Origin of the sequence: Mycobacteroides chelonae (assembly GCF_016767715.1) — a bacterium.
GTDB classification, from domain to species: domain Bacteria; phylum Actinomycetota; class Actinomycetes; order Mycobacteriales; family Mycobacteriaceae; genus Mycobacterium; species Mycobacterium gwanakae.
Genome location: NZ_CP050145.1, coordinates 2,336,470 through 2,357,117, shown reverse-complemented (window position 1 = coordinate 2,357,117; position 20,648 = coordinate 2,336,470). Strand labels below are relative to the sequence as shown.

Genomic DNA, 20,648 nt, shown 5'->3' with positions numbered 1-20,648 from the left:
CCACCCTAGACCGGCGTGACAACCTTCCTGGTCCGCGGTTTGGCGGGCGGCTTTCCGGCACTCTTCGCCGGAGCCTTCGCGGGGGTCTTGCCGTTGCGTTGGGGCTTGGGCAACATGTCCGCGAGGAACTCACCGGTGTGGCTGCCCGCGGTCTGCGCCACCACTTCGGGAGCGCCCTGCGCCACCACGGAACCGCCGCCCGATCCGCCTTCGGGGCCCATGTCGATGATCCAGTCCGATGTCTTGATGACATCGAGGTTGTGCTCGATCACGATCACGGTGTTGCCCTTGTCGACCAAGCCGTTGATCACAGTGAGCAGCTTGCGGATGTCCTCGAAATGCAGCCCTGTGGTGGGCTCGTCGAGGATATAGACGGTCTTGCCCGTTGAGCGCTTCTGCAGCTCGGCAGCCAGCTTGACGCGCTGCGCCTCGCCTCCGGACAGTGTCGGAGCCGGCTGCCCCAGACGCACGTAGCCCAGACCAACCTCCACCAGCGTGTTCAGATACCGGTGGATGGAGGTGATGGGCTCGAAGAACTCGGCGGCCTCCTCGATGGGCATGTCCAGCACCTGCGCGATGGTCTTGCCCTTGTAGTGGACCTCGAGCGTCTCCCGGTTGTAGCGCGCGCCATGACACACCTCGCACGGCACGTATACGTCCGGAAGGAAGTTCATCTCGATCTTGATGGTGCCGTCGCCCGTGCATGCCTCACAGCGCCCGCCCTTGACGTTGAACGAGAAACGGCCGGGTTGATAACCGCGCACCTTGGCCTCGGTGGTGGCCGCGAACAACGTGCGGATCTTGTCGAACACCCCGGTGTAGGTGGCCGGATTGGAGCGCGGTGTGCGCCCGATAGGCGACTGATCCACCCGCACTAGCTTGTCCACCTGATCCAGGCCGGTCACGCGGGTATGCCGGCCGGGAACCTGCCGTGCACCGTTGAGCTTGTTGGCCAACACCGTAGCGAGGATGTCGTTGACCAGTGTCGACTTTCCCGAGCCCGATACTCCGGTGACCGAGGTCAATACCCCGAGCGGGAAGGAGACGTCGATGTCCTTGAGGTTGTGCTCGCGCGCACCGACCACGGTGACCTGACGCTTGGCATCGATCGACCGGCGCATAGGTGGCAGCGGAATGCTCGCCGCCCCAGAAAGATACGAGCCCGTGACGGAGTGCTTGTTTTTCAGCAGCTCGGCGTAGGTGCCGCTGTGCACCACCTGGCCGCCGTGCTCCCCCGCCGCAGGCCCGATGTCGACAACCCAGTCTGCGTGTTTGATGGTGTCCTCGTCGTGCTCGACGACGATCAGCGTATTACCGAGATCCCTTAGCCGCGTAAGTGTCTCGATGAGTCGGCGATTATCGCGCTGATGCAGACCGATAGACGGCTCGTCCAGCACATAGAGCACACCTACCAGACCGGAGCCGATCTGAGTGGCCAGCCGGATGCGCTGAGCCTCACCACCGGAGAGCGTGCCCGCCGCCCGCGACAACGACAGATACTGCAAGCCCACGTCCAGGAGGAACCCGAGCCGGAACTGGACTTCCTTGAGTACCTGTCCCGCGATGGCTTGCTCACGGTGCCCGAGGGTCAGTGTGTTGAGGAACTGAGCGCACTCGGCGATCGACAGGTCACAGACCTGCGCGATCGATTTGGTGCCGTGCTCCCCCGCGGTCAACGTCACGGAGAGGATCTCCGGCTTGAGCCGGGTTCCGTCGCACACGGGACACGGGATGTCCCGCATGAAGCCTTCGTAGCGCTCCTTGGCCCATTCGGACTCGGTCTGCTCCATGCGGCGTTGCAGAAAGGCCAGTACGCCTTCGAACTCGGCGTAGTACGACCGGGTGCGGCCGTACCGGTTCTTGTACCGGACATGCACCTGTTCGGACGAGCCGTCCAGGATCGCCTTCTTCGCGGCGGCGGGAAGCTTCTTCCAGGGGGTGTCCACATCGAACCCGAGGGCATCGCCCAACCCCGCCATGAGCCGGACGAAGTAGTCGGCGTTCTGGCCCATAGACCAGGGTGCGATGGCGCCCTCGGCAAGTGTCATATCCGGGTCGGGGACCACCAGATCGGGGTCGACCTCCTTCTTGATTCCCAGACCGGTGCACTCGGGGCAGGCGCCGTAGGGCGAGTTGAACGAAAACGACCGCGGTTCAAGATCATCCACTGCCAGCGGGTGACCGTTTGGGCACGCGAGCTTCTCGGAGAACCTGCGCTCACGGTGCGGCGAATCTTCCTCGGCGTCGACGAACTCGAGCACGACGATGCCGTCGGCGAGGCGCAGCGCAGTCTCCACCGAGTCCGTCAGTCGCTGCTTGGAGCTGGCCTTGACGGCGAGACGGTCGATGACCACCTCGATGTCGTGCTTCTCCTGCTTCTTGAGCTTGGGCGGGTCGGTGAGCGAATGCACCACGCCGTCAACCCGAATGCGGCTGTAACCCTGCGAGTTCAGCTGCTCGAAGAGGTCGACGAACTCGCCCTTGCGCGTGCGGACCACGGGAGCGAGCACCTGGAACCGCAGGCCATCCTCCATATCCAGCACCTGATCCACGATCTGCTGCGGGGTTTGCTTGGCGATCTTCTCCCCGCACACCGGGCAGTGTGGGGTCCCGGCCCGCGCATACAACAGACGCAGGTAGTCGTAGACCTCGGTGATGGTGCCCACCGTGGACCGGGGGTTGCGGTTGGTGGATTTCTGGTCGATCGATACCGCAGGCGACAACCCCTCGATGAAATCAACATCGGGCTTGTCCATCTGCCCCAGGAATTGGCGGGCGTACGCGGACAGCGATTCGACGTACCTGCGCTGCCCCTCGGCAAAGATGGTGTCAAAGGCCAGACTGGACTTCCCGGATCCGGAGAGGCCCGTGAAGACGATGAGGCTGTCTCGGGGTAGGTCAAGGTCGATACCGCGCAGGTTGTGCTCACGCGCGCCCCGCACGATCAGACGGTCGGCCACCTGTCTCCTTCCACACTGCCCCATGAGCAGGTGTTTTCGCATAGCTCAGCGGCCGTATCCCCATCTGGAACCGGAGCCGACTGAGTCGTCGACTCCATGCTAGGACGAGGCACCGACAACCTCCCCGCCACTGGGGGCCACTACGGTGAAACCATGACCTCCATCACCATCGACGACGACTACTCCGGCCATCTCGAGCCGGGCACTGGGGTTGCTCGTCGCACCGTGAGCGGCGCGACCATCATCAAGGCCTCGGTGGGGCCGATGGATAACAACGCATACATCGTCACGTGCACCAACACCGGCAAGTCGTTGCTGATCGACGCGGCCAACGATGCCGAGCGGTTGGCCGCCCTGCTGGACGAGAACGCCCCGGATATCGAGCTGATTGTCACCACGCATCAGCATTTCGATCACTGGCAGGCGCTCGAGGCGATCGTCCAGAAGACCGAATCTCGCAGTGCCGCGCATGATTTGGATGCCGGACCGCTTCCGGTACCGCCCACGACGCTGCTGGCCGGGGGCGACAGCTTCGACATCGGTGACCTGCATTTCGACGTGATCCACCTGCGCGGACACACTCCGGGCTCGGTGGCCGTGGCGTTCACCGCCGACGGCGTGACGCACCTCTTCACCGGGGATTCACTGTTCCCGGGTGGTGTCGGAAAGACCTTCAGCCCCGAGGACTTCGACCAGCTGCTCGACGATGTCGGCGAGCGCCTCTTCGGCGCCTACCCCGACTCCACGGTTGTGTACCCCGGACATGGTGACGACACCACGTTGGGCGCCGAGCGCGGATCGCTCGGCGAATGGCGCGAACGAGGCTGGTGAGCCGGCCCCGTTCGCGCTCGTCGGTCTAGATCTCTAGGTCTAGGTGGTGTGAACGATCAGCACGTCGCACTTGGAGCGGCGTGCGACGTCCGAAGGAACCGACCCCAGCAGGCGTCCGGCAATGGTGTTCAGACCGACATTGCCGACGACCAGCAGATCAGCCTTGGAATCCACCACCAGATCCAGCAGCGCATCCACTGGCGCTCCCTCGATAGAGCGCTCTTCGACGCTCGTCGCGCCCGCCGCTGCTGCGCGCTCGCGGGCGGTGCGCAGGATGTCGTAGACGGGTGCCTTGCCGGTGACCTTGTACGCGTCCTCCTTGAGGACATCGGCCGAGTGGGGGTTGTTCTCCGGGAAGTACGCGGTCGCGACGATGAGCTTGGCACCGGCAGCGCCCGCGATGGCTCCAGCGCGGTCGACCGCCCGGTACGACGAATCCGATCCGTCGGTACCGACAACGACAGTGCTGTATGCACTCATGAAAGGTCCTCCAGTTCCGTTTGACCAGGCCAGACGAGATTAGCCGGGAAGGGCCCCGGCCATGCGTCATTTGGCTGATTGTGTCGGGCTATGCGGATGATTTTCTCTTGCGGGCTGCGCGCGCAGGTATGGCCTGCGCCTCAATACCGCTATGAGGACCGTCACGCGCCATTACGCCGCGAGTTCACCGCCGTTCGAGTAAAAGTCACGCACCGTTCGAGTAGAGCTTGATGACTTGGTAGAGGAATGCCCGTCCGTCGTACAGGGATTTCACCTGGATTCGTTCGTCCAGGCCATGCGCGTGGGTCTCCCCCGGCTGGGCAAATATGCCGCTGAGTCCATACACCGGGGTCTTCCCGAAGTAGATGGCATCGGTTGCTCCGGTCGACATGGTCGGTACCAGCGGCACTCCGGGCCACATGGATCCGGCCACGGCCTTGATGGGGTCGATGATCTGCGGAGTCAACGGTGGGACGGTGGCGACGTTGGTGCGGAACTCCTTGGCGGGCTTCACGGTGACCTTGGGATCGTTGACCGCCTTGACAATGCTCTCTTGCACCGCGGCGGCGCTCCCGTCGGGCAATATGCGGCAGTTCACATTCGCGGTGGCGCGTTGCGGCAGCGCATTGTTGGCGTGTCCCCCTTCAATTTTCGTAGGGACACAGGTGGTGCGCAGCATCGCGTTGTACAGCGGATTCCGGGACAGCACCGACGCCGCCGCCTGATCGTGCGGATTGGCGACGATTGCCGACATCGCCTGACCCACTTCACCCGGCTGCAGCGGAGCCTGCGCCGTGAAATATGCCCGGGTCACATCGTTGAGCTGAACCGGGAATGGCGCGGTGGCCAGCCGGTTCAGACCGGCTCCGAGATCCTGTATCGCATTGAACGGTCGGGGCTGGCTGCTGTGTCCGCCCTCGTCGGTGACTTCAAGGGTGAAGTCCTGGTAGATCTTCTGACCCGCCTGGATCTCCAGCAGGATGGGTTTGTTCTGTTCGTCGAGGTCGCCGCCGGCGCCCTCGTTGACGACGAATTCGGCGTCGACGAGTTCCGGCCGGTTTTGGTGCAGCCACTCAGCACCGTTGACCTGCCCGCCACCTTCTTCACCACAGGTCAAGGCGATCCGGATGGGGCGTTTGGGCACGAAGTTCTCGGCACGGTATCGAATGAGACTGTCCACGAAGATCGCGGCCATGGCCTTGTCGTCCTCGGCACCGCGGGCGTAGAAGTATCCGTTCTCCTCGGCGAGGGTGAACGGATCACGCTTCCAGTCCTCGCGTTTGGCTTCGACAACGTCGATATGCGCCAGCAGCAGAATGGGCTTGGCATTCGCGTCGGCTCCGGCCAGTGTGGCGACCAATCCACCGTCCTTGGGATGATCCGGCGGACTGAACAGCACCAGGTCCTTGTCGCCGTATCCGGCGGACTTGAGACGATCGGCCATCTTCTGCGCGGCCTCGGTGCAACTCCCCTGCGATGCGGTCGTGTTGGTCTCGATCAACTCCCGGTACAAGTCTCGAAACGCGGCACGATCGTCGGTGCTGGAGGGAGCGCTCGTTGCCGGCGAGCCCTGGTTCTGTGTCGTCCCGCAGGAAGTGAGTGCGAGCACGGCGGCCACGAGGGCGAAAATCCGATGCATGGTTCCGTTCATACACCCGGGACACCTACGTGGGGGCTCTTACCGCGCTCTCCCGCGCCGTGTTCGTCATGTCGACTCCTCGCCCGGGTCCGGCAGCGGCGCGAAACACTCTGGAGGACACCGCGACACCCGATAGCACGATCGCGGCGAACCCCAGGTACAGCAGGTGGGCCCCGTGCGTGTCCGACCCGCCGAGATTGACGAGCACCCCCGCCAACCCGGCGCCGAAGGCTCCGGCTATCAGCTGCACGGTGCTGATGGCGGCTGCGGCCGCTGCGCTTTCGCCCGAATCGGAAGACATCGACATCGCCGCAGACGCCAAGTGCGGCCACGCCATGCCGATACCGGCTCCCGTCACCGCGAAACCGAGTGCCCATAACGCGATCTCCAGGGCTCCGGCACCGTCGCGCTGTAACGCACCGGCCAGGACAAGTCCCGCCGCAACCACGACGGGAGCGATCGTCACCACACGTGCGATGGTCCGCGCCGTGGCCGATGCGCTGATCATTTCGCCAACGGTCCATCCGAATGCCAAGGTGGCCCCCAGGAATCCCGCAGCGACAGGGATCAGGTGCCCGAGGCGCTGACCAAAGAACGGAATGAATGTCTCCACCATGGAGGCCGCCGCCAGCACCGCGATCGTCAGATAGATCCACTTGAGTGGATTGCCGGCGAAGACCGCTTTGGGCAGTACCCATGCGGTGGCACGACGGTCGAGTACGACGAACAGGATCACCAGAGGAGCTGCTGCGGCGATCAACCCCACCATGGCGGGCATCGAGGACTGGAGCCCGGCCACGGCCACCAAAGCGGCCGCCGCCGTGAGGATGAGCAGCGACCGCAGCGGAGCACCACGCCCGGTAGCCGCGACATTCGCACTATCCGTCCGGGGCAACACCGAGGGCACCATCGCAGCGATGCCCAGGGTGACCAGCGTCAACGATACGAATGCCCACCGCCACAGCCCGAACTGCGCGAACAGCCCGCCGGCCGCGGGGCCCACGAAGGTCCCAACACCCCACATTGCCGATGTGAGCGCCGAGGCGCGCGTCCATAACCGTTGCGGCAGAGAAAGATTGATGACCGCATAGGCCAACCCTGCAAGCAGTCCGCCGGCCGCCCCCTGGATCACGCGCCCGGCGAGCATGACCTGCATTGCCGGTGCCACCGCACACACGAGGGTGCCGACCGCGAACGCGCCGAACGCCAGAAGGTACGCGCCCCGGGGGCCGGCCCGGCCAAGAAGCGAACTCACCACCGTCGCGGCACTGACCGAAGCGATCAAATACAGCGTTGTCACCCATGCGTAGAAACGTTCCCCACCGATGTCAGCGACGGCGCTCGGCAACAGACTGGTGGTGAGATACACGTTGGTGGCGTACAGCGCCACCCCACCGGCCAGCACCGTGACGATGCCGAGTTGCCGCCCGCACAACAGATCCCGCCAGCTGCCGGTCGCCTGATCGTGAGTCATGACGACACGCTATGAGCTAAAGTGCACTTGAGATCAAGGAGAGGTGATGAAGGACAAGGCCGAGCTGTTGCCGATAGGCGAGGTGGCCAGGCGCTCCGGAATCGCGGTATCCGCCGTGCGTTACTACGCCGATATCGGCCTGATTCCCGCCGAACGCACATCCGGCAACGCACGGGTGTTCCGGCGTCACGCGTTGCGCCGAATCTCGCTGATCCGGGTCGCAACCGGGTTCGGCATCCCCCTGTCGGAAGTCGCCGAGGTGCTGTCGAGCCTGCCCGACGACCGGGCGCCGAGTACTCGTGACTGGCAACGAATCTCGCGCCAGTGGCATTCGCATCTGGAAGAGCGCAAGAACGCCATCGCGGACATGCAGGAGAAGCTCACCGGATGCATCGGCTGCGGATGCCTGTCCATGACCAAATGCACGCTGTTCAATCCTGCCGACGTCCTCGCCGAGGACGGGTCGACCGGCGCACTCCTGCTCGCCGATCCGGGCTGATTACTTCAGGCCCGCGGCGTCCATACCGCGTAATTCCTTCTTCAGATCGGCGATCTCGTCACGGAATCGTGCCGCCAACTCGAACTGCAGATCGCGTGCCGCCGCCATCATCTGCTCGGTCATGTCCTTGATCAGATCGGCCAACTCGGCCCGAGGCATGCTCTTGGTATCGCGCCCCTCGAACACTCCGGCACTGACCGCGCGTCCCGGCTCACCCTGCGCGCGCCTGCCGCGACTCGCGTTGCGGCCCGATCCACCTACCGCCACTTCCTCGGTGTCTTCGGCTTCGCGGTACACCTGGTCCAGGATGTCAGCGATCTTCTTGCGCAGCGGTTGTGGGTCTATCCCGTTCGCCTCGTTGTATGCGATCTGCTTGGCGCGTCGGCGATCGGTCTCATCGATGGCCTCTTTCATCGAGTCCGTCATGGTGTCCGCGTACATGTGCACCTCGCCGGATACGTTGCGCGCGGCCCGGCCGATGGTCTGAATCAGACTCCTGCTGGACCGCAGAAATCCTTCCTTGTCGGCGTCGAGAATGGCGACCAGCGACACCTCGGGCAGGTCCAGACCTTCCCGTAGGAGGTTGATACCGACGAGGACGTCATACTCGCCGAGCCGGAGCTGACGCAGCAGTTCGACGCGCCGCAGGGTGTCCACCTCCGAATGCAGGTAACGCACCCGAATACCCATCTCCAACAGATAGTCGGTGAGATCCTCGGCCATTTTCTTCGTCAACGTCGTCACGAGCACCCGCTCATCGGCTTCAGTGCGTTGACGGATTGAGGCGATCAGATCGTCGATCTGGCCTTTGGTGGGTTTGACGACCACCTTCGGATCCACCAGGCCGGTCGGCCGGATCACCTGCTCCACGAACTCGCCGCCGGCGGCATTGCGCTCATAGTTCCCGGGCGTCGCAGACAGATACACGGTCTGCCCGATTCGCTCGGCGAACTCTTCCCAGGTGAGTGGCCTGTTGTCGGTAGCCGACGGCAACCGGAAGCCGAAATCCACCAGATTCCTCTTACGCGACATATCCCCCTCGTACATGGCGCCGATTTGGGGAACCGTCACATGCGACTCGTCGATGACCAGCAGGAAATCGTCGGGGAAGTAGTCGAGCAGCGTCGATGGCGGGGTGCCGGCCCCGCGCCCGTCGATATGCCGCGAGTAGTTCTCGATCCCCGAGCAGAAGCCCACGTTGCGCATCATCTCGATGTCGTAATTGGTCCGCATCCTCAGGCGCTGGGCTTCCAGCAGCTTGCCCTGGCCCTCCAACTCGGCAAGTCTTTCCTCGAGCTCCTGCTCGACACCCTCAAGGGCCTTCGTCATCCGATCCGGCCCCGCCACGTAATGCGTCGCCGGAAAGATTCTTAATGAATTAGCTTGCCGTACAACATCTCCGGTGAGCGGATGCAGATAGTAGAGCGCCTCGACCTCGTCGCCGAAGAATTCGATGCGCACCGCCAGCTCCTCATACGAGGGAATGATCTCGACAGTGTCGCCGCGGACCCGGAAGGTGCCACGGGTGAATGCCATGTCGTTGCGGTTGTACTGCATGTCGACCAGCAGTCGCAGCAGCGCGTCCCGGGGCACTTCGAGCCCCACATCCAGTTGCACAGAACGGTCCAGATACGACTGCGGGGTGCCCAGACCGTAGATGCACGACACCGAGGCCACCACCACGACGTCGCGCCGGGACAGCAGGTTGGAGGTCGCGGAGTGCCGCAGGCGCTCCACGTCGTCATTGATAGAGCTGTCCTTCTCGATGTACGTATCGGTCTGCGCGATATAGGCTTCCGGCTGGTAATAGTCGTAGTACGAGACGAAGTACTCGACAGCGTTGTGCGGCAACATTTCCCGAAGCTCGTTGGCCAGCTGCGCGGCGAGCGTCTTGTTGGGTGCCATCACCAGCGTCGGCCGTTGCAGCCGTTCGATGAGCCAGGCGGTGGTCGCCGACTTGCCGGTACCCGTGGCACCCAGCAGCACCACGTCCTTCTCCCCCGCCCGAACTCTGCGCTCGAGCTCGGCGATGGCACCCGGCTGATCGCCCGCGGGCTCATACTGACTGACGACCTCGAATCGCCCATCGGTACGCAAGACGTCCGTGACCGGGCGGTACTCGGAATGCGCAACGATGGGGTGTTCTGTTGCGAAAGCCATGTGCCCAGAGTAAGCCGACGGTCTGACATTCACCCGAGACGACAGGAAGGCAGCAGGAAACCAGCGTGCACCCGCCCAAACGCGAGATATTCGACCTCGATGCCATGACGAACACCGATCCCAAGGGAATCGTGCGGTCGGTGGATGAGTACCGGGTGGAGCCCTGGGGATTGTTCATGGCGCGCCCAACGCCCGGTCGGGCGCAGTTCCACTACTTGGAGTCCTGGCTGCTCCCGGCGTTGGGACTGCGGGCGAACATCTTCCATTTCAATCCGGGATACGAGCGCGATCAGGATTTCTACCTCGACGTCGGCGACTTTGTCCCCGGGCCGTCGCAGTGGCTGGCCGTCGACCACTATCTTGACCTCGTGGTGCGCTGCGGACGCGAGACCGAACTAGCCGATGTGGACGAGTTGCTCGAGGCGCACAGAGCAGGGTTGCTATCTGCTGCCGCATCCGAGCTCGCGATCCGCCGGGCAGCCACTGCCATCGATGCCCTCGCCGGGCACGGTCACGATCTGAACGCGTGGTTGAGCGCCACGGGAATGCCGCTGACCTGGCACGATCCGAACGGAGACACGCATGCCTGACACCATTCGCTGGGGAATCATCGGCCCCGGCCGCATCGCGGGAAACGTGGCCCGCGATTTCCCACTCACACCGGGAGCAGAGCTGATAGCCGTTGCCTCGCGGTCGGCCGAACGTGCCCGCGACTTCGCGGAGACACATCGCATTCCGCGAGCCTTCGGCTCGTACCGGGAGTTGCTCGCCGATCCCGATGTGGACGCCGTGTACATCGCCACCCCACATCCCCAACATCGACAGGCCGCCATCGCCGCACTCACCGCGGGCAAGGCAATCTTGGTCGAGAAGGCCTTCACCGCGACGGCGGCCGGAGCGCAGCAGATCATCGATATCGCAAGGGCGCGTGGCGTTTTTGCCATGGAGGCGATGTGGACCCGGTTTCAGCCGGCGATCGTCGCGGCCAAGAATCTTGTCGACGACGGGGCCATCGGCGAGGTCCGCCAGGTCCAGGCGGACCTGGGAGTGGACCGCCCGTTCGATCCCGACGACAGGCTGTTCAGTCCGACGCTGGGCGGCGGCGCGCTGTTGGATCTCGGTGTCTACGTGGTCTCGCTGGCCCAGTACTTCCTCGGCGATCCGGCCGCAGTGGTGGCACATGGTTCGTTGTTCCCCACCGGGGTTGACGCCGAGGCCGGCCTGCTCCTGCGCTATGACGACGGACGCACCGCGACGCTGCTGTGTTCACTGCTACATCACACTCCCGGCCAGGCGCGCATATTCGGCACCGAGGGCTGGATCGATATCCTCCCCCGATTCCATCACCCTCGCGAAATCGTGTTGCACCGCAAGGGATCTGACCCTGAGTCGATAGTGAAGCCGCCCGTCGGTGGCGGATACAGTCACGAGCTGGCCGAGGTCACCGGATGCCTGCTCGAGGGCAGCGCGCAGAGCACCGTGATGCCCCTCGCCGACACCTTGGCCGTACAGCGGGTGCTCAACACGGCGTGCGAACAGCTCGGGGTGCATCACCGCGAAGACCCTGCTGACCTGGACTGATCACGTTGTCGTCGCCATTCGGACGCCGGTAAGATGCCCGGTATGCGCCCCCTCCTCCGTGGGCTGTGCGTTGCCGGGGCAGCGGCGATCACCTTCGCCCTGCCGGCAGCGCCAGCCTCCGCCGCCGAGTTGCACAACATCAGTTACATCGCTCGCGTCGATGGGATAGGCCGTGGCATCTCCGTGACGTTCAAGACCGATCCGGTGGAACGTCGTACCGAGCAACCGCGTCTGGGCCCCGGCGAGAGCTGGGAAGTGAATCTCGTCATGGATGATCCCCAACAGGCGGGCATGGCCGTACGGGTGCTGCCGCCCTATGGGGTCGGACTGCACTGCGAAGTGCAGGTCGACGATGTCGTGGTCGACTCCCAGGACCTCACGGTGCCGCCCGCGCTCGGGATCTTCAACGGGCCCGTTAACGACACGGTCACCTGCGGACACTTCAACCCGTAACCACCAGTCAAATTAGTCACTTTCGTACCCCGGACCTGCACAAAAACCGCTACAATGACGCCATGCGCCTGAACTCTATTCGTAGCAATATTCGCGGTTCTTTCCGCGCTGCCGGAATTGCGATAGTCACCGCGGGAATTGCCGCGAGCACAGTGCCCGCGATTGCCTCCGCAGACTCCACCGATGACTACCCAGTTCCCCGCCGGATGCTGAAAACCACGTGTACAGCCGAACAATATCTGGCTGCGGTTCGCGATTACGACCCGATTTACTACACGCGGTACATGATCGATAAGAACAACAAGCCCGACTATGTGCAGCAGGCGACGATCGATCGGATTCATGAGTTCTTCGCCAAGGACTACGCGGGCCGTCGTGCCGAGTCCGAGGTTTTCGCGGTGAACTACCCGCCCGAGGCGTTGACATCGCAATGGCCCAACTGGGGCAAGATCTTCTTCAATAACAAGGGTGTCGTCGCGAAGGGCACCGAGAACTGCAGCAAGTACCCATCCGATATGTCGGTGTGGGACGGCCCCTAAACAAGCGCACGGAAAACGCCCCGCGGTGATCTACACCGGCGGGGCGTTTTTCTGTCTGTACAGCCGGACTGTGCAGACACCTGGAAAGAGTTCGGCCCCCATGCCGTGAGCATGGGGGCCGAACTCTTCAACCGTTAGATCGCAGGTCGCGGGAATTCCGTGGTGACTGGCTCGTCGTGCACGGGACCCGAACCGACCGGAACAGGAGCCGGCGGCGGTGGCGCCTGCTGCTCGACCGGCACCGGAGGCGGTGGCGGATCGGTGGCGTACTTGCTCACCTTCATGGGCCACCAGAACCATCGACCCATGAGCGCGGCGATTGCCGGCGTCATGAACGCCCGGATGATGAAGGTGTCGAAGAGCAGACCAAGGCAGATCGCCGACCCGGACTGGCCGATCGCGATCAGGTCGCTGGTGATCATCGACCCCATGGTGAACGCGAACACCAGACCGGCCTGGGTTGCCACACTTCCAGATCCGCCGACGCCTCGGAGAATCGCGGTGTTCAGACCACCGTGTAGCTCTTCCTTGAATCTGGACACCAAGAGCAGGTTGTAGTCCGATCCGACCGCCAACAAGATGATGACGGTGAACGGGAGCACGAACCAGTGCAGCTGCAGACCAAGGATGTGCTCCCACAACAACACTGACAGACCGAAGGACGCACCCAGCGATATCGCGATGGTTCCGACGATCGTGAATGCCGCCACGATGCTTCGCGTGATCACCAGCATGATCACGAAGATCAGGCACAGCGATGCGATGACCGCGATCATCAGGTCGTACTTCACCATCTCGCCGATGTCGTGGTACGTCGGTGCGGTACCACCCAGATAGAGCTTGGCTTCGTCCAGCGGAGTGCCCTTGATCGCGTTCTTCGCGGCCTTGAGCTCGACCTCGGTGTTGGCCAGTGACTCATTGCTGGCGTAGTCACCCTCATGGGTGATGATGAACTGCGCGGCCTTGCCGTCCGGCGACATCATCAGCTTGACACCCTTCTTGAAGTCCTCGTTGTCGAAGGCTTCCGGCGGCAAGTAGAAGAAGTCGTCGTTCTTGGCCTCATCGAACGCTTGACCCATCACCGTTGCGGTGTCGGTCATGCGATCCATCTGGCCGATCATGCCGTTCATGGTGCTGTACATGGTCAGCATGGTGTTCCGCATGTTTTTCGTAATGGCGATCATGGGCGGAAGCTGCTCAACCATCTGCGGCATGAGCCGGTCCATATTGGTTATGTCTTTGAGCAACCCCTGCATGCTCTCGGCTAGTTTGTCGATCCCATCAATGGTGTCGAATAGCGAGCGCATGGACCAGCACATCGGAATATCGAAGCAGTGCTTATCCCAATAGAAATAGTTACGCAGCGGCCGGAATTGATCGTCGAAATTGGCGATATTGTCCCGCATCTGATTGGTGACACTGATCATATCGGGGGTGGTCACCGTCGCCATATTGTGCGTGACGCCGACCAGCTCTTTCATGATGCTGTACATGCGTTCCATGATCGCGATCATGGAACCCATATCGTCGGCCATCTTCAACATGTCCGACATGCTGTTCTTCAGATAGTTCATGTTCTCGGTCATCGATACCGATTGCATACTCACCTGGAAGGGCACCGAACTGTGGTCGATGGGGGCACCCATCGGGCGCGTCATGCTCTGCACCTTGTTGATGCCCTCCACCCGGAAGACGTTCTTGGCGATTCGGTCCAGCACCAACATGTTGGCCGGGGTCCGCAGATCCTTGTCCGCTTCGACGATCAAGATGTCCGGGTTCATTCTCGCCTTCGAGAAGTGCCGGTCGGATGCCTGGAAGCCCTGGATCGACGGCAGACTTCCCGGGATGTAGTAGCGGTCGTTGTAGTTGACCGTGTACGAGGGCAGGATCCCCAGTCCCAGCAGCGCGATGATCATCGTGACTGCCAGGATCGGCCCGGGCCAGCGCACGATGGCGGTACCGATCTTGCGCCAGGTCCGATTCTTGATGGTGCGCTTGGACTCCAACAGCCCGAACTTCGTCGCGATCAGCAGTACCGCCGGCCCGATGGTCAGCGATGCGGCCACCACGACGAGCATGCCGATCGCACATGGCACACCGAGCGACTCGAAGTACGGCAGTCGTGTGAATTTCAGGCAGAAGGTGGCACCGGCGATCGTCAGACCGGAACCCAGAATCACGTGCGAGACACTGTGATACGTCAGATAGAAGGACTCGAGTCTCTCCTTACCCTCCGCTCTCAGTTCTTGATATCGCCCGATCAGGAAGATCGCGTAGTCGGTACCGGCCGCGATGGCCAATGAGGTCAGCAGGTTGACCGCGAATGTCGATAGTCCGATGATCTCGGCGTTGCCGAGAATCGCGACGACGCCGCGGGCGGCGCCCAGTTCGACGAACACCATGAACAGGATGAGCAGCACCGTCGTAATGGATCGGTAGATGAACAACAGCATGATGGTGATGACGATGAAGGTGATGCCCGTCATCTTGAGCATGCTCTTGTCGCCGGCGTCGTTCATATCCATCGTCAGTGCGGCCTGACCGGTGACGAAGACCTTGAGGCCGTCTGGATATGTGCCGTTCTTCTTGCTCTCGTCTATGAGCTTCGCGACGAGATCCTGTACGGCCGTTACGGATTCCTTGCCTTCGGTCGTGCCCTGATCTCCTCGGAGATTCAGCTGAACGTAGGCGGCTTTCTCGTCGACACTCTGCGCACCACCGGCGGTGATGCGGTCACCCCAGAAGTCCTGGGCGTATTCCACGTGGTTGGTGTCGGCCCGTAGCCGCTTCACCATCTCGCGGTAGAAGGTGTGCGCCTTGTCATTCATGTCCGTCGAGAACTTGGTGTCGTTCTCCAACAGGACCATGACCATGCTGTCGTCTTTGAACTGCTGGAACAGCTCACCTTGGCGCTTGATGGCCTGATATGACGGAGCGTCCTTGGACGCCAACGACACCGAGTGCTCTTTGCCGACCTCTTCGAGCTGCGGCACGACCACGTTGACGATGACCGTCAAGACCAGCCAGGCCAGAATGATCGGCACCGAGAAGGTGTGGATGAACCGCGCTATGCGCGAAGGCTTTTGGGTTGCGCCGTGAGTAGGAGCGCTATGTGTGCTCATGCGGATTTCACCATGCAGAAGACTTGGGCGTTGTGGTTGGACACGGTCTGCTCGTCCTTGACCTCGCCGTTGGACAGGATGCGGCAGCCGATTTCGTCGCTATCGCCCATCGCGACGACATTGGCGAAGACGGATGTCATGGTCGTCGTGATGGTGAGCGTCCACGGCAGGGTGGTGAACTGGGCGCGCTGCGGCTGCGCCCTGTCATCGAGATAGTTGACCTCGCCCTTTGTCCCTGCGGGACCGAAGATTTCGTAGACGATGTCTTTCGGGATGATGTTCTTGGAGTCGTCCTTGATACCGGCCGCCGAATTGATGCTGGTCGAGCCGAACACTCCGTGAAGCCGGTAGACGCCGAAGCTAGCGGCCGCGAGCGCCACTATCACGACGAGCGGGATCCATACCCGCGCCAATAACTTGAAAATCGTCCGATCCCCTTCACCCGTGTGGCCCGGGGGCCAACAACTCGACTCTGCCTATCGCGTCCGGCTATGCGTATCCGCCATTCGCGCGCAAATAGTTACCAGCCAGTACGACACCGTGTTGTTTGTGCGGAGTCAGCGAGCACACGGGCTGTCCGGTCACATCGTCCGTTCATCCCACCTGGCTCCGCTCATGCCCGTTTTCTCAGTAATTCGTAAGGGATACTACATACGTTTGTCAGGGAACTGTACATGTGCCGTCGGTCACAACTCACACATTTACGCCCCGAGACGCTCGCAATAGCCTAGTTAGCTACAAGCGGATGTCAACAACCGATGACACTGTTCTATTCCCGGCTTCTTTTCGTTGATGTTACGAAAGAGCCTGCTCGCACATCGAAGTTAGTGACTGACTTCGGGATCACACCAGCTAATGGACCTGGGCGGTGTTTGCCACTGCTATCTTCCGGCTCGCCGCCCAAGTCAATCGTAGGCACCGCCGACACGCCTCGCCCCCGCTGGCGTCGCGGCGGGTGAAAGTGATCAAATCCAAGCCGATCGAACGGGCGTGTCCTTCGCCACATTGAGAGACATTTGTCCATTAGCAACGCGCAGCCACGCGCTCCAAGCCGTCGGTCAGCGTGATTTCAGCAAACGATCTGGCGCGTCATTCAACGCTCGAGATACGACGAATGCGATGACTCACGAGAAAGATCCGGCCATTCGCAAAAGCGAATTGCCCAAGCGGCGGCACCAGCTCTGGTAACACCTGTCTACACGCGCGCGCCGGTAGACGGGTGTCGGCCGAACTGCCAGCGAACGGCCGAAGACTCAGACAGATGGCCTCGGGAACTCGGTCGTCACCGGGTCATCGCCGTGCCCGGTACCGACAGACGCCGGTTGAGGAGGTGTCTTCGGCGGTGGCAGTGGCCGGGTGCGCACATTCAGCGGCCACCAGAACCAGCGGCCGAGGATCGTCGCGATGGCCGGGGTCATGAAGGAGCGCACGATGAGCGTGTCGAACAACAGGCCCAGTGCAATGGTCGTTCCGACCTGCCCGATGATCCGCAGATCGCTGACCACCATGACGGCCATGGTGAAGGCGAAGACCAGACCGGCGGATGTCACCACGCTGCCGGTGCCACCCATTGAGCGGATGATGCCGGTCTTCAGGCCGCCGTGTAGCTCCTCCTTGAGTCGGGAGACCAAGAGCAGGTTATAGTCCGAACCCACCGCGAGGAGCACGATGATGGCCATTTGCATGACAAGCCAATGCAATTCGATGCCGAAGATGTACTGCCAGATGATGACCGACAAACCGAACGAAGCACCGAGAGACAGCGCGACCGTACCCACGATGACCAGCGCTGCCACGAAGCTTCGCGTGATGAGCAACATGATCAGGAAGATCAGGCACAGCGCGGAGATGCCGGCGATCATCAGGTCGTAGCGCGCGCCATCGGACATGTCCTTGAACACGGCCGCGGTGCCGCCCAGCTCGATCTTGGCGTCCTCGAGGGGTGTGCCCTTGACGGCCTCGATCGCGGCCTGCTTGATCGGCTCCACATGCGCGAGGCCTTCGGGCGTAGCGGGATCTCCTCGGTGCGAGATGATCATCCGGACCGCCTTGCCGTCCGGCGACAGGAACGACTTCAGACCGCGTTTGAAGTCGGCGTTGTCGAAGATTTCCGGCGGCAGATAGAAGGAGTCGTCATTCTTGGCGGCGTCGAACGCCTTACCCATGGCGGTCGAGTTCTGACTCATCTCGTCCATTTGGTTATAGAAGCCAGACATGGTGCTGTGCTGCGTCAGCATCATCTTCTGCATGTCTTCCATGATGGGGACCATTGCCGACATGTCCGACACCATCTTGGGCATCAGCTGATCCATGCGCTCCATGTTGACCACCATGCCGTCCATGGTCTCGGTCATTTCATCGATCTTGTCGAGGGTGTCGAAAATCGAGCGCATGGCCCAGCACATGGGTATGTCGAAGCAGTGCTTCTCCCAATACAGGTAGTTGCGGATCGGGCGGAACCAGTCATCGAAATTCGAGATGCTGTCCCGCATCTCGTGGATGGTGCCCTGCAAGGTGTGCATGTCGCCGACGAGCGAGTGGGTGATGCCCGCCATCGTTGTCATATTGGCGAGCGTCCGCTTCATGATGACGACGTTCTCGCCCATCTTGTCGGCCTGGACCTTCATATCGGCCATGCGGTCCTTCATCAGCTTCATGTTCTGTAGCTGACCCACGCTCTGCATGCTGATGAGGAACGGGATGGAGGTGTGTTCGATCGGCGTGCCCTGTGGGCGCGTAATCGCTTGCACACGAGCGATTCCCGGAACGCGGAAGACAGCCTTGGCCACCTTGTCGATGACCAGGAAGTCCGCCGAGTTACGCATGTCGTGATCGGACTCGATCAGGAGCATTTCCGGGCTCATCCGAGCCTGCGAGAAATGCCGCCCTGCCGCTTCGAATCCAGCGTTGGCGGGGATGTCCTTGGGGATGTACTTCTTGTCGTCGTAGCTGGTCCGGTATCCGGGCAGCGCCGCCAGGCCGATGATGGCAATCGCCAACGCGGCCGCGAGCACCGGCCCGGGCCAGCGCACGATCGTGGTTCCGATCTTGCGCCAGGTACGAATACGCATGGCGCGCTTGGGCTCGAACAGTCCGAAGCGGCTTCCGATGGTGATCAGCGCCGGCCCCATTGTCAGCGAGACCAAGACACCCGTGAGCAGACCCACCGAGCACGGCACACCGAGGCTTTGGAAGTAGGGCATGCGCGTGAAGCTCAAGCAGTACATGGCGCCGGCGATCGTGAGGCCTGAGCCCAGAATGACGTGCGCCGTGCCATGGAACATCTCGTAGTAGGCAGCCTCCTTGTCGGACCCCATGGCCCGGGCTTCCTGGTAACGGCCGATCAAGAAGATGGCGTAGTCGGTACCGGCCGCGATGGAGAGCATCACCAGCAGGTTCACCGCGAATGTCGACAACCCGATGATCTGATGGTCACCCAGGAACGCGATCACACCTCGGGCCACGCTCAACTGAACGCCCACGAACAGGAACACCATGATCACGGTGAAGATCGATCGATAGAAGAACAGCAGCATCACCACGATGACCAGGAACGTGAGCGCGGTGATGAGCTTGAGGCTGCCATCACCCGCGTGGTTCATATCGGTCTGCAGCGCGCCGGGGCCGGTGACGTACACCGTGAGCCCGTCGGGCAGCTTGGCGCCGTCCTTGGTCCAGTTCGCCTCGACCTTTTTGACGATTTCGCGGACCGCTTCGGTGGACTCGTTGGACAGCGTCTCGCCCATGTTTCCGGCGAGGTTCACCTGTACGTAGGTGGCCTTGCCGTCGGTGCTCTGGGCTCCCGCCTCGGTGAGTGGATCACCCCAGAAGTCCTGCACGTGCTGGACGTGTTTGGCGTCAGCGCGCAGCTGCGCCACCATTTCGTCGTAGAACTTGTGCGCTCCGGGGCCCAGGCGTTCTTGCCCCTCGAGCACAATCATCGCCACGCTGTCGGAGTCAGACTCCTTGAACATCTGGCCCATGTGCTTCATCGCCTGCATGGACGGCGCACTTTGTGGGCTCAGTGAGACGGTCTGTTCTTTACCGACCGTGTCGAGCGATTTCTGCGTCCCGAAGACGACGACCAACAGCACCCAGAAGATAAGGATGGGAATCGACAGGCGCCGAATCCATTTGGCCAGGAAGGTAGGCTCCCCGCCGCCGTGTGCCCCGCTCATGCAGACTTCACAAAGCAGTAGACGTAGGCGCTCACCTCGTTGGTATACCTTTCATCTTTTTTCTCGTCATTGGCCGTGATACGGCAGCCCAACCCGTCGGCATTACGCGTCTGCGCCAGGATGTTTCCCGTCATCGACGGTGCCGTCGTGATGATCTCGATCGACCACGGCAAGACCGCGCCATTGATCTGATGCGGCTCGCCCTCTTTGTCGATGTAGTTGATGTCGGCGACGGTTCCGGGCGGGCCGAAGATCTCGTAGACCACGTGCTTGGGCTTGGAGTTGTTTTTGTCGTCGGTCATGCTGCCCGCGTAAGTGGGCAACTGATAAGAACCGAAAATGCCGCGAATGCGCCACACCGCAAAACCCGCGATGGCCAGGACCAACACCATCACCAGCGGGATCCACGCCCGCTTCAATGCGCTGAGAATCGTAAAACCCCTTCACCCGTTGGCGTTATGCAAGCCGACGCCACTCGCCCGAACCTGGCTCAACTACTGATCGGATATCCGCACCCGACCGCCCCATCGGAAGGCGGCGCAGCTATCGCCACGTGATGGTCGCTTCGAGCCTGCGGTACCCGGGCGCATCCGCCCGGACGTTTCTCGAAGTAAACCATGCCTAAGTGCGGAACAGTTGGCTCCCTTCCAGCGCGTTCATCAGGATCTTTAACGCATATCACGTGCGTAACGCACGCTACCGGGTGGTCCGCTACGTCGCAAATCACACGCC

The 20,648-nt window shown here is 62.1% G+C and carries 15 protein-coding genes; 6 read left to right on the top strand and 9 right to left on the bottom strand.

Annotated features, from left to right (window positions below; genetic code table 11):
- Nucleotides 1-5 precede the first annotated feature (5 nt).
- Nucleotides 6-2,960, bottom strand: a complete 2,955-nt coding sequence (gene uvrA, locus HBA99_RS11535) for an excinuclease ABC subunit UvrA (protein ID WP_070924153.1) — start codon at nucleotides 2,958-2,960, stop codon at nucleotides 6-8.
- 153 nt (nucleotides 2,961-3,113) lie between these two features.
- Between uvrA and HBA99_RS11530 the strand changes: the two genes are divergently transcribed.
- Nucleotides 3,114-3,791 carry an MBL fold metallo-hydrolase gene (locus tag HBA99_RS11530; protein WP_070924152.1) on the top strand — a complete coding sequence of 226 codons (678 nt, stop codon included), beginning with the start codon at nucleotides 3,114-3,116 and terminating at the stop codon, nucleotides 3,789-3,791.
- Between the two features lie 39 nt (nucleotides 3,792-3,830).
- On the opposite strand, the gene HBA99_RS11525 is transcribed toward HBA99_RS11530, so the two are convergent.
- From HBA99_RS11525 to HBA99_RS11515, 3 genes are all read right to left on the bottom strand, one after another.
- The gene (locus HBA99_RS11525; protein WP_030098068.1) at nucleotides 3,831-4,271 is read right to left on the bottom strand and encodes a universal stress protein; all 441 of its coding nucleotides are present in this window, start codon (nucleotides 4,269-4,271) and stop codon (nucleotides 3,831-3,833) included.
- Nucleotides 4,272-4,476: 205 nt separating this feature from the next.
- On the bottom strand, nucleotides 4,477-5,922 hold the full coding sequence (locus HBA99_RS11520) for a M20/M25/M40 family metallo-hydrolase (RefSeq protein ID WP_070924151.1): 1,446 nt from the start codon (nucleotides 5,920-5,922) through the stop codon (nucleotides 4,477-4,479).
- A gap of 13 nt (nucleotides 5,923-5,935) precedes the next feature.
- The gene (locus HBA99_RS11515; RefSeq protein WP_070951021.1) at nucleotides 5,936-7,384 is read right to left on the bottom strand and encodes an MFS transporter; all 1,449 of its coding nucleotides are present in this window, start codon (nucleotides 7,382-7,384) and stop codon (nucleotides 5,936-5,938) included.
- A gap of 46 nt (nucleotides 7,385-7,430) precedes the next feature.
- On the opposite strand from HBA99_RS11515, the gene soxR reads away from it, so the two are divergent.
- A complete protein-coding gene (gene soxR / locus HBA99_RS11510) occupies nucleotides 7,431-7,883 on the top strand; it encodes a redox-sensitive transcriptional activator SoxR (protein WP_057968375.1) in 453 nt (150 codons plus the stop codon).
- Here the strand turns inward: soxR and uvrB are convergent, their stop codons facing one another.
- Nucleotides 7,884-10,043 carry an excinuclease ABC subunit UvrB gene (uvrB, locus tag HBA99_RS11505; RefSeq protein ID WP_057963966.1) on the bottom strand — a complete coding sequence of 720 codons (2,160 nt, stop codon included), beginning with the start codon at nucleotides 10,041-10,043 and terminating at the stop codon, nucleotides 7,884-7,886. It abuts the gene before it with no gap.
- Nucleotides 10,044-10,108: 65 nt separating this feature from the next.
- On the opposite strand from uvrB, the gene HBA99_RS11500 reads away from it, so the two are divergent.
- From HBA99_RS11500 to HBA99_RS11485, 4 genes are all read left to right on the top strand, one after another.
- A complete protein-coding gene (locus tag HBA99_RS11500) occupies nucleotides 10,109-10,633 on the top strand; it encodes a ribonuclease FAU-1 family protein (protein WP_057968374.1) in 525 nt (174 codons plus the stop codon).
- Nucleotides 10,626-11,624 (top strand): Gfo/Idh/MocA family protein, encoded by a 999-nt coding sequence (locus HBA99_RS11495; RefSeq protein ID WP_070951022.1) that lies wholly within the window; start codon nucleotides 10,626-10,628, stop codon nucleotides 11,622-11,624. Before HBA99_RS11500 ends, HBA99_RS11495 begins: the two co-directional genes overlap by 8 nt.
- A 42-nt stretch (nucleotides 11,625-11,666) precedes the next feature.
- Entirely contained in the window at nucleotides 11,667-12,077 is a 411-nt protein-coding gene (locus HBA99_RS11490; RefSeq protein WP_030098075.1) for a hypothetical protein, read from the top strand.
- 62 nt (nucleotides 12,078-12,139) lie between these two features.
- A complete protein-coding gene (locus tag HBA99_RS11485) occupies nucleotides 12,140-12,616 on the top strand; it encodes a DUF5078 domain-containing protein (protein ID WP_030098076.1) in 477 nt (158 codons plus the stop codon).
- A 134-nt stretch (nucleotides 12,617-12,750) separates the two neighbouring features.
- Here the strand turns inward: HBA99_RS11485 and HBA99_RS11480 are convergent, their stop codons facing one another.
- The 4 genes from HBA99_RS11480 to HBA99_RS11465 form a co-directional block, all read right to left on the bottom strand.
- The gene (locus HBA99_RS11480; protein WP_057968372.1) at nucleotides 12,751-15,738 is read right to left on the bottom strand and encodes an MMPL/RND family transporter; all 2,988 of its coding nucleotides are present in this window, start codon (nucleotides 15,736-15,738) and stop codon (nucleotides 12,751-12,753) included.
- Nucleotides 15,735-16,151, bottom strand: a complete 417-nt coding sequence (locus HBA99_RS11475; RefSeq protein ID WP_075874239.1) for an MmpS family transport accessory protein — start codon at nucleotides 16,149-16,151, stop codon at nucleotides 15,735-15,737. The genes HBA99_RS11480 and HBA99_RS11475 overlap by 4 nt, the downstream gene beginning before the upstream one ends.
- A gap of 840 nt (nucleotides 16,152-16,991) precedes the next feature.
- Complete coding sequence (locus HBA99_RS11470) at nucleotides 16,992-19,916, bottom strand: MMPL/RND family transporter (RefSeq protein WP_044105720.1); 2,925 nt, start codon at nucleotides 19,914-19,916, stop codon at nucleotides 16,992-16,994.
- A complete protein-coding gene (locus HBA99_RS11465) occupies nucleotides 19,913-20,308 on the bottom strand; it encodes an MmpS family transport accessory protein (RefSeq protein ID WP_232783323.1) in 396 nt (131 codons plus the stop codon). The genes HBA99_RS11470 and HBA99_RS11465 overlap by 4 nt, the downstream gene beginning before the upstream one ends.
- Nucleotides 20,309-20,648 lie beyond the last annotated feature (340 nt).

What these genes read in the sequence shown, in the direction of transcription:
- HBA99_RS11495 (WP_070951022.1), top strand. Translation starts at nt 10,626, where the DNA reads ATGCCTGACACCATTCGCTGGGGAATCATCGGCCCCGGCCGCATCGCG.
- uvrB (WP_057963966.1), bottom strand. Translation starts at nt 10,043, where the DNA reads ATGGCTTTCGCAACAGAACACCCCATCGTTGCGCATTCCGAGTACCGC.
- HBA99_RS11525 (WP_030098068.1), bottom strand. Translation starts at nt 4,271, where the DNA reads ATGAGTGCATACAGCACTGTCGTTGTCGGTACCGACGGATCGGATTCG.
- HBA99_RS11520 (WP_070924151.1), bottom strand. Translation starts at nt 5,922, where the DNA reads ATGAACGGAACCATGCATCGGATTTTCGCCCTCGTGGCCGCCGTGCTC.
- HBA99_RS11480 (WP_057968372.1), bottom strand. Translation starts at nt 15,738, where the DNA reads ATGAGCACACATAGCGCTCCTACTCACGGCGCAACCCAAAAGCCTTCG.
- HBA99_RS11530 (WP_070924152.1), top strand. Translation starts at nt 3,114, where the DNA reads ATGACCTCCATCACCATCGACGACGACTACTCCGGCCATCTCGAGCCG.
- HBA99_RS11470 (WP_044105720.1), bottom strand. Translation starts at nt 19,916, where the DNA reads ATGAGCGGGGCACACGGCGGCGGGGAGCCTACCTTCCTGGCCAAATGG.
- HBA99_RS11465 (WP_232783323.1), bottom strand. Translation starts at nt 20,308, where the DNA reads ATGGTGTTGGTCCTGGCCATCGCGGGTTTTGCGGTGTGGCGCATTCGC.
- HBA99_RS11490 (WP_030098075.1), top strand. Translation starts at nt 11,667, where the DNA reads ATGCGCCCCCTCCTCCGTGGGCTGTGCGTTGCCGGGGCAGCGGCGATC.
- HBA99_RS11515 (WP_070951021.1), bottom strand. Translation starts at nt 7,384, where the DNA reads ATGACTCACGATCAGGCGACCGGCAGCTGGCGGGATCTGTTGTGCGGG.
- soxR (WP_057968375.1), top strand. Translation starts at nt 7,431, where the DNA reads ATGAAGGACAAGGCCGAGCTGTTGCCGATAGGCGAGGTGGCCAGGCGC.
- HBA99_RS11485 (WP_030098076.1), top strand. Translation starts at nt 12,140, where the DNA reads ATGCGCCTGAACTCTATTCGTAGCAATATTCGCGGTTCTTTCCGCGCT.